General features: G+C 64.1%; 10 protein-coding genes and 3 pseudogenes. 3 read left to right on the forward strand and 10 right to left on the reverse strand.

Going from position 1 to position 8,061, the window contains the following annotated elements; translation table 11 throughout:
* Nucleotides 1–87: 87 nt before the first annotated feature.
* On the reverse strand, nt 88–636 hold the full coding sequence (locus GA0115259_RS14525; protein WP_093596252.1) for a hypothetical protein: 549 nt from the start codon (nt 634–636) through the stop codon (nt 88–90).
* A gap of 148 nt (nt 637–784) precedes the next feature.
* Here GA0115259_RS14525 and GA0115259_RS14530 point away from each other — a divergent pair.
* Nucleotides 785–2,021: pseudogene (locus GA0115259_RS14530) on the forward strand (IS701 family transposase).
* A gap of 490 nt (nt 2,022–2,511) precedes the next feature.
* Here GA0115259_RS14530 and GA0115259_RS42795 read toward each other — a convergent pair.
* The 3 genes from GA0115259_RS42795 to GA0115259_RS14540 all read right to left on the reverse strand — a co-directional run bounded on the left by GA0115259_RS42795 (nt 2,512) and on the right by GA0115259_RS14540 (nt 3,879).
* A complete protein-coding gene (locus GA0115259_RS42795; RefSeq protein ID WP_370747786.1) occupies nt 2,512–2,811 on the reverse strand; it encodes a DUF6000 family protein in 300 nt (99 codons plus the stop codon).
* A gap of 144 nt (nt 2,812–2,955) precedes the next feature.
* Nucleotides 2,956–3,348, reverse strand: coding sequence for a hypothetical protein (locus GA0115259_RS14535; protein ID WP_093596255.1), 393 nt, complete (start codon nt 3,346–3,348; stop codon nt 2,956–2,958).
* A 6-nt stretch (nt 3,349–3,354) separates the two neighbouring features.
* Nucleotides 3,355–3,879 carry a deaminase gene (locus GA0115259_RS14540; RefSeq protein ID WP_345941014.1) on the reverse strand — a complete coding sequence of 175 codons (525 nt, stop codon included), beginning with the start codon at nt 3,877–3,879 and terminating at the stop codon, nt 3,355–3,357.
* Between GA0115259_RS14540 and GA0115259_RS14545 the strand changes: the two genes are divergently transcribed.
* Complete coding sequence (locus GA0115259_RS14545; protein ID WP_093596261.1) at nt 3,813–4,061, forward strand: hypothetical protein; 249 nt, start codon at nt 3,813–3,815, stop codon at nt 4,059–4,061. The genes GA0115259_RS14540 and GA0115259_RS14545 overlap by 67 nt on opposite strands.
* 105 nt (nt 4,062–4,166) lie before the next feature.
* Here the strand turns inward: GA0115259_RS14545 and GA0115259_RS14550 are convergent, their stop codons facing one another.
* From GA0115259_RS14550 to GA0115259_RS41795, 6 genes and pseudogenes are all read right to left on the reverse strand, one after another.
* Nucleotides 4,167–4,427 (reverse strand): hypothetical protein, encoded by a 261-nt coding sequence (locus tag GA0115259_RS14550; RefSeq protein WP_093596264.1) that lies wholly within the window; start codon nt 4,425–4,427, stop codon nt 4,167–4,169.
* Between the two features lie 324 nt (nt 4,428–4,751).
* Nucleotides 4,752–5,429, reverse strand: a complete 678-nt coding sequence (locus tag GA0115259_RS14555) for a hypothetical protein (protein WP_093596267.1) — start codon at nt 5,427–5,429, stop codon at nt 4,752–4,754.
* Nucleotides 5,426–5,872 carry a hypothetical protein gene (locus tag GA0115259_RS14560; protein WP_093596270.1) on the reverse strand — a complete coding sequence of 149 codons (447 nt, stop codon included), beginning with the start codon at nt 5,870–5,872 and terminating at the stop codon, nt 5,426–5,428. The genes GA0115259_RS14555 and GA0115259_RS14560 overlap by 4 nt, the downstream gene beginning before the upstream one ends.
* Nucleotides 5,873–6,332: 460 nt before the next feature.
* Nucleotides 6,333–6,676, reverse strand: a pseudogene (locus GA0115259_RS14570) (hypothetical protein).
* A gap of 156 nt (nt 6,677–6,832) precedes the next feature.
* A complete protein-coding gene (locus GA0115259_RS14575; RefSeq protein ID WP_093596276.1) occupies nt 6,833–7,090 on the reverse strand; it encodes a hypothetical protein in 258 nt (85 codons plus the stop codon).
* A 344-nt stretch (nt 7,091–7,434) separates the two neighbouring features.
* On the reverse strand, nt 7,435–7,749 hold the full coding sequence (locus GA0115259_RS41795; RefSeq protein ID WP_256098003.1) for a winged helix-turn-helix domain-containing protein: 315 nt from the start codon (nt 7,747–7,749) through the stop codon (nt 7,435–7,437).
* On the opposite strand from GA0115259_RS41795, the pseudogene GA0115259_RS14585 reads away from it, so the two are divergent.
* A pseudogene (locus GA0115259_RS14585) lies at nt 7,630–8,061 on the forward strand (site-specific integrase); the annotation flags it as partial. The gene GA0115259_RS41795 and the pseudogene GA0115259_RS14585 overlap by 120 nt on opposite strands.

An 8,061-nucleotide genomic window follows, 5' to 3' on the forward strand; every position in this document is an offset into this window, starting at 1 on the left:
CCACCCCGGCGAAAGACCAGGTCAGACAGCGAAATCCTGCTGGAGTACTAGTACTCCAGCTGTAGATCGCTCTTGAGCTGCTGGTGCCTACGCTTTCCGTGGCTTACGCCGCTTGCCCCAGCTGCCTTGCGGCCGGTTCCGGTCGTGGGCAAGCATGGCCGCGTCGAACTGGGCTTTGCTGCTCACTGCTCGGGGTTCAGGTACGAGGGTGGTCGCCGTCGATCGCCATGGGGCGGCCGAGGCCCAACCAACCAGGGGCATGGTCTCGTCGTAGTGCGGAGCGAACTGCGCGACGGCGATGGTGGGCATCCGGTAGTTCAGGCTGCGGACGTGTTCGAGGAACGTGACGGGCAGCGAGACGTGGTGGGTTTCCAGGTAGTGCGGGAAGTCCTGGCGCCACAACCAGGTGCCGTCGGTCACCAGGGATGAGCATCCCGGAGAGTGTCGGTGGGTGCTGCCGGTGATGACGTCGTGGCCCGCTTCCATGACGTCGATCAGGACGTGGCCGGCGTCCAGGTAGGCCACCAGGTCCGCCTCGTCCGGCTCGCCGACGGACCGGACGGCGTCGAGGATCGATCCGTTCGGCTGGGCGGAGCGGGTGTCGAGTTCGTCGTAGAAGCCCAGCAATCCCAGCACTGCGTCTCCTTCTACGAGCCGTGCCGCTCTGCTGGCACTGGCAGGTGCGGCCACCGTTGATCATCGGTGTGTGAAGACAAACGATCACGCGGTGGCCGCAGGTCACAGCGTAGACGCTGCCCGCTGGCAGGAAGCGTTCGAGGGTCTGATGGACCGCATCGCGGGCAGGTTCGCCCGGGTCGAACCCCGACGGCGAATACGGCATCTGGTCCTGGGACTGCTCGCGGACCTTCCTCGGAAGAACTGCTGGACCATTGCCGAATGGGCCGGCGAAGCCACTCCCGACGCGATGCAGCACCTGCTGAGCCGCGCCAAGTGGGACGCCGACGCAGTCCGCAACGACCTGTGCGACTACGTGGTGGAGCACCTGCATGACGCCCAGGCGGTGCTCGTGGTCGACGAGACCGGCGACGTGAAGAAGGGCAGCCACACCGTCGGCGTCCAGCGTCAGTACACCGGCACCGCGGGCAGAATCGAAAACGCGCAAGTCGCCGTCTACCTCGCCTACGCAGGTCGGCGCGGACATGCCGCCCTGGACCGCGAGCTCTACATCCCACGCTCGTGGACCGACCAACCCGACCGCTGCCGGGCCGCCGGACTCGCCCCGGACACCGCGTTCGCCACCAAGCCCGAACTGGCCACCCGCATGATCACACGGTTCCTGGACTCCGGCCACCAGACACCCTGGGTGGCAGGGGACGAGGTCTACGGCGGCAACCCCACACTGCGCGCCGCTCTGGAGGACCGCGCTACCGGATACGTGCTCGCGGTCGCCCGCACCCACGAGGTCACCACCGGGGCAGGGAAGTTCCGCGCGGACCTCCTGGCCAAGAAGCTCCCCAAGCGGGCGTGGCAGAAGCTGTCCGCCGGAGCCGGAGCCAAAGGACACCGCATCTACGACTGGGCGCACATCGACCTGTCCAGCACCGAGCCAGGCCACCGCCACCTGCTGATCCGCCGCAACCACACCGCCAGCGAACTCGCCTACTACCGCTGCTACTCACCCGAGTCTGTACCCCTGACAGTCCTCGTGCGGGTCGCGGGATCCAGGTGGAGGGTCGAGGAAACGTTCCAGTCCGGAAAGGGCCTGGCCGGACTGGACGAGCACCAGCTCCGCCGCTACACGTTGGCCCCGCTGGGTCACCCTCGCCATGCTCGCCCACGCCTTCCTGGCCGTCGTCCGCGCCGACGAGCACCATCTCCACCCCGGCCCCGACGACCTGATCCCGTTGACTTGCAACGAAATCCAGCGACTCTTCATCGCCCTGGTTGGCCGGCCTGTTCACGAGCCAGACCACTGGCTCCGCTGGTCCCACTGGCGACGGCGCCATCAAGCCCGTTCCCGGGCCAGCCACTACACCCGTCAAGCAGCGAGCAGAGCATGATCGTTATCTACAGCTGGAGTACTAGGACGTTTCACGTGGAGGTCGTCTGAGTTCAGTTCGACGTGAACTCGGAAGATGGATACCGCATCAGTCATCGCGTTCATCGCACTTGTGATCTCGGTTCCCTCTGCTCTCGTCACCTTTCGGTACAGCCACAAGCAAACCGAAGCAGCCGCGAGAGCAAACGCTCTCATTGAGCGAGCACAACGCGAACAGGCAGAGCCATACGTCATCGCCGACATTCGGCCGAGAGTACCCGGGTCATCGCTACTAGTTTTCGTCATCGAAAACATCGGGCCGACTCTTGCCCGCGGTGTCCAACTGTCCGTCGACCCTCCTCTGCGGACAACTCTCGGTGCGGAGAGAAAGGCCATTCTCAACCAAGCGGTTACCAGGAAGATCGCTGCGCTGCCCCCTGGTCGGCGACTTCCGTTCGTCATGGACGTTGGCCACAAAGTGTTCTCTTCAAACCTTCCCAGCCTGTCGATGACTAGTCCAAGCTCTCGGCGAGCTCGATCCAGTCACCCACTTCCCTCTCCCAATGAGAGGGCTCACCGCTCTCAAGGAATCCTGACGCCGACCATCGATCCCACAGTCCATTCCGCTCAAGTAGACCTTGTGAAAGGCTCACGCCCAAGCGCCCCTCGATAAGCAGCAGGGCGCCCAGACACCATGGTTGATATCCCCGATTCTCCGGCTCGCTCAAAGCTCGCTCCAGATAGCGCTTCAACACCTGAGCATCAGAGAGCTGACAGAATCGAGCCAGCGCGAAGGCGATGCCTTTCCCGATACGCTAAACCTCCCCTTTCTCCATACGCCTGTGCAGCTCGGCTCGAAACTCGGACTTTCGCACCGCGCCATTACATGTCAAGGGCAACTTATGTATCCCAAAAACGCCGCCGGGGAGTAGGTTCGAACCTACTCCCCGGCGGCGTTACTCCACAGACCAGGCATCCCTAAAACCGTCAGGGAAACCCCTCAGGAATTCCGAAACAGCGCGGATGGCTTCAGCTTGAGTAACCAGCGAGGATCGCTCAAACAATCCCATCTGGCCACCACAGACCAGTTCGATCTGCTCCGAACCGGCATCAGGTTCCGTCAGCTGAAGAATCTCCCCATCGACCGACTCACCGGTAACCAGGTAGAGATCTGGACCACCCGAAACCGACAAGTATCGGAATGGCTCGTCTTCCGTCACGGAAATCTCGGTAAGTCGATTCCCATCAAGGTCCGCGATGGATCGGACAATCCGCTCCAGCTCAGGATTCTCGACTTCCCAATCCCGAGTCTTGGAGCCGTCCCTGTCGTCTCCTGCCAGCGTAATCACGATGCTCTACCCCAACGGCCTTGGTGTGGACGGTCTTCGCACTGCGTTGATCGTAAAGATTCCGGAAGGTGAATGTACCAGTAATTCCTCAACATCTAGGCCACTCATCAGCGACCCGACTTCACCTGTCGCACCACACGATCGGCAGAAGTCGCGGTCCACATGGAGAACGGCTCTGGTGCCAGTCGCCCCAGCATCCTTCGCCTGCTGGAAAACGTCTGCTTCAGCGTGCGTCTTCGTCTGAGCATTCACCCGGATGTCGACCGGCCGACCATGCGCATTCCTCCCGAAGAAGACCTGTCCGTCGATCTGTAGGCGGGCCGCCGTGAACGTGTCGTCTGCACTACCACGAGCAGGCATTCCTTCACGCGCTCTATAAGACGCGAGTTCGCTCCAACCGCAATTGGGAACGAGTACCGGTGTGGCCCCGGCCAGCACTAAGCGGCCCCGCTCTACCTGCTTCTTTGCTCGTCGGCGCGTGTTTTGCGTTCCGCTGGCGTCCGTGGAACAGGGCGTCGAACTCGTCGTCATCAAGGAAACTCCTCGGCTACGCCCACATCGGCGTCACCGCCGACATCTACGCCCACGTCCGACTCCGCCTCCAGCGCCAGGCCATCGACCTCCTCAACCATGCGCTGGGCGACCTCGGCGAGGCCGCCGTCGATCCCGGCGACGGCGACGATCTGCCGATTTATGCAGCAACCGTCCGCTGACGTTACCGTCAACTACTGTCGTCAAATGCCATGAAGTCCTCCCTGGGCCGTTCCAGGGAGGACTTCATGCACGTTCAGCCTTGATCCAGGGAAGGCACCCCTGGATCAGCCTTCATCGAGAAGGCCGATAGCTTCCGGAAGCCCCAGAATTGCCCTCTTACGCTCCGGGTTCTCTTCCAGTTCAGCGCACTCAAGAATCAGGGAAGTAACTTCCCGACGCCCCTCTTCCGAGAGATCACGGAAGAGGGCGGCTGCAGGTTCAAGAATGTCCGTTGCGATATCCGGATCAATATCTTCATCGTCCGTCAAGTCGATCGAGATGGCGACGCTTACGAATGCGCGAACCAGGACCTTGCTAACGTCCATCAAGGTACGACCCTCACTCGAATGTTGGTGATCAGGAGGTTGCCGAGGACCCTTCGAGCCCGCACAGCCTCGGCTTCACTGGGAACCTCCCACCGACCAGTATAACCGTTCTGTTCAAGGGCTAGAGATTGGTTCATGGCCTGCCGATACGCCTAAAGGTCGCGACGCTTACCTTTCGGTCGATCGCTCCACTGGCCTCGTCAAACCCATCAAACTTGATCTGCGACAGGCCGTTGCCGCCAGCCTTGTAGTACTGAACTGAAGCGCGCAGCAAACTGACCTTCGCGTTACTGGGGGTCGGCGAACGCGTCGGCTAGCGAGCCCTCAGGACACGCGGAAGTTGCGAATTTTGGCGAGTTTATGCTGGGCAATCTGGTGGTCAACCGTCGCCGCCAGGGCGCCGGGATTCGCCGCTTTGATTCGCAGGTTTTCCAACCAGGCCGCTGCGCCAGGCCAGTTGAGAGGGATCCTGGACTTCGGCCATAGGCCGGCCAGCTCACCGGCGAGCGCCAGGCCGTCTTGGAGAAGGTCCGCCCGGTCGGCCGCCGCCGCGATGAGGACGCTGTCCTCCATCTCCACCACGGCTGGCGGGAGTCCCCGGTCGCAGCGCGCGGAAACGGCCGAGTGGTAGGCCCTGACGACCTGCTCCAGCGATGGAGATTCCTCTCTCAGAGACAGAGCGCTCTGCTCTCGGAGAGCATCGACGGCTGCCGGATACTCGCTCTCGTGGTGCGCGAAGAGCACGCTCTCCGGCTGCCCCGAGGAACGTACCAGGCGCTCGCCCAGGGTGAGGGAGATCACCGGGAACTCCCGAGTCAACGCGTGTACATGCGCCGTCGGTGTGTACCCGTCGCCGGACGTCGTACGGTCGAGACAGATGCCCTGGACGACTGGACCAATCCGGTGCAGCAGGTGCAGCGGCTTCCAGGCGTCGAACGCGGGAAGCGCGGCAGCCCAGTCCGATGTGACCCGTCGGGGCGTCGGGGCAGCTGGCTTCGTCATGGATTCAGCTCGATGGTGAGTGTGGCACCCGGAACATTGTTGGCGTTCAGGTCTGCCTGCGACCTGCCGATGCCACGCCCCGGACGGATGAGGAACCTGCAGTCGTAGATGATGCCGGTTGCCGGATCGAAGACGTCAGGGCGTGCGCTTCCCTTGGTTCCCTTGGCCACCGGAACGCCGCCCAGGTAGCTCTGCTCAGGGATGAGACCTCGCGAGCCGTAGATTCCCTGATAGCGGTTAAGCAGCTTCTCGGCGTACGAGTGCTTCAGGGTTCCGTTCACCGCACCGGTTCCTCCGATCTTGCGCTCCGCTCGCGTCGCGATGGCCTGGACGAGTTCCAGGTCGGTCGGGTTCGTGGAACCGTTACGGGAACAGGCCTGCCCATTCGGAGCCGTACCACCATTGCAGTTGTGGACCAGGACCGGCGCAGCCCCCGCCAGCACATAGTACGTGTGCTACGCGAATCCTCTCTGTCTGCGTATTCGCAGATCAGCGGCGGTTTCAGGTTCCACTGGTGTCCGTGTTTGTGCGGGGGAATCCGTGCGTGTTGCCGTCGCTACTGCCGTCAGGAGCGCGGGGCGCACGGTGGTGCTGCCGCTGGCGGGGTGTCGGCGCAAGGGGACGTTACTGCCAGACTCCGGGCTCGACACGGAGTATGGCTCGGATGGTCTGCTCGTAGTCCTGGTGACCGGTCTGGGCGCAGTGTCCGGCGATCCAGCGGGTGAGCTCGTCCGGGGTGTGCAGGGTGCCGGATGCGGCACCGCAGTTGCCTTCCTCGCCGGTGACGCAGACCGCCGCGAAGGCCGGCAGGGCCAGGGGTCGGGGATGGTGGTGACGTGGTACTCGCGGAAGCGGTAGCGCCCCCGGGCGAAGGCGCGGACCGGTGCGTCGCCGTCCGCAGAGTCAGGCACCCTCGTCCACCTCTTCCTTTTCCGGGTCCGGGAGACGCTGCCCGCGCGAGTCGGCTACGCGGAGCGCGTCCGCCAGGGCTTCGGTCAACCGGCAGGCCAGCCAGCGGATTCGGTCGCCGACAGGGTTTTCGCGCCGGGTACGGTGGCGTCGCGGGCGTACTCCAACAGTTCCTGGCCCATGCTGAGCTGCACCGTCTCGATGCTGTCGGCGAGGGCGGAGAGGTAGCCCCGGCCATCGGTGCTCAGGTAGCAGGGCTTCCCCTCCGGGCTGGTCCACGGCAGTAAGCGGGGACCTCCCCCGCCCGACGCGGCGTCGTACAGCTCTCTACGGCACATGCGGTCGGCATCGCTCCTGGGCTGGCTCACTGGGACCCCCGGCCTGGGTCACTAACGGTGGACACACCGACCGTAGGCACTGACTAATCGTCACCCCAGGCGAGCACCATGGCAGTTCGCGACTGTTGGTCCATGAACTGCCACGCTGCGTGGCAGCTACCCGACGACGCCCAGGTGGTCGGCCATGTCCCGCATCTCCGTCGTGAGGGTCCGCTTGCGCTTGCCCAGGATCTCCTGCATGGTCTCGGCGGCCCCGTTCTGGTGCCGCAGCCACTGCGGGGCGGCTTCCCGTGCGCGGGTCAACTCGTCCATGACGGCGGACAAGTCGGCGGCGAGCGGGGCGGAGACAGGAGCGGGTGGCGGCCCAGTGGGGCCGGGCGCGCGCGGGCCGCGCCAGCGGGACGCCCTGATCAAGTAAAGAAACTCTGAACAGCTCACTATTGGTTAATCTGTCATACGTGCGGATCGGAGTCGTCGTCGTGGAGGGGTGGCAGGAACAGGCCGCGCCGGCTCTTCTCTCGCTTGGCCTTCCTGCAGTCGCTGAAGACTTGCCGGTGCTCCTCGCGGATCGTGACCCGTCGCTAGTCCAGCTCCGCTTCCCGTTCCAGCAGCTCGTCATCACTGAAGTCGGCGAACTCGGCGGCAGCCGCGCGAGCCTCACGGGTGATCTCGTCTCGCAACAGGTAGCTCGTGATCGGCCCGTGGTACTTGCCCGGCTCCGGTTACTGGCGAACGAAGACACCACGCCCCTTGACCGCTTACACGAGTCCAGCCTGCCTGAGGTACCGGTAGGCGTTCTGCGCGGTGGAGTTGGCGACCGTGAACCGCTCCTGGATCTCACGGACCGGCGGGAGCTGGGAACCCGGAGGGTAGGTGCCTTCCGTGATCTCGCGGCGGAGGATGTCGGCAACCTGGGCGTATGGAGGGCTACCGACTTCGTTGCGGATGACGTCGAGCAGCCAGCCAAGCTCACCGAGAAGATCGCCGCCAGCAACCGCGGACTCCCTGTTCCATCCGCACAGGGCAGCCTGGCCGCGTACCTGACGTACTGGCTTCAGAACGTCGCCATCCACCACCTCCGCGAGAACACCCACACCCGATACGCCACCTGCGTCGACCAGTATCTGATCCCCGGCCTGGGCAAGAAGAAGCTCACCAAGCTCACTGCCAAGGACGTCCGCACCTGGCTCAACCAGCTCCGCACCACCTGCCAGTGCTGTAACCGCGGCCTCGACGCCCGGCGCGACCAGCCCCGCTGCTGCGCCGCCGGCCAGTGCTGCCACAAGCTGCTCTCCCCGCTGACGCTCACCTACGTCCACTCCGTCCAAGTCCGCCCTGGAGCACGCCGTCCGCGAGGAGGAGATCCCGCGCAACGTCGCCCGCAA

The sequence above is a fragment of the Streptomyces sp. MnatMP-M17 genome (assembly GCF_900091995.1).
In the GTDB taxonomy this organism is placed as follows: Bacteria; Actinomycetota; Actinomycetes; order Streptomycetales; family Streptomycetaceae; genus Streptomyces.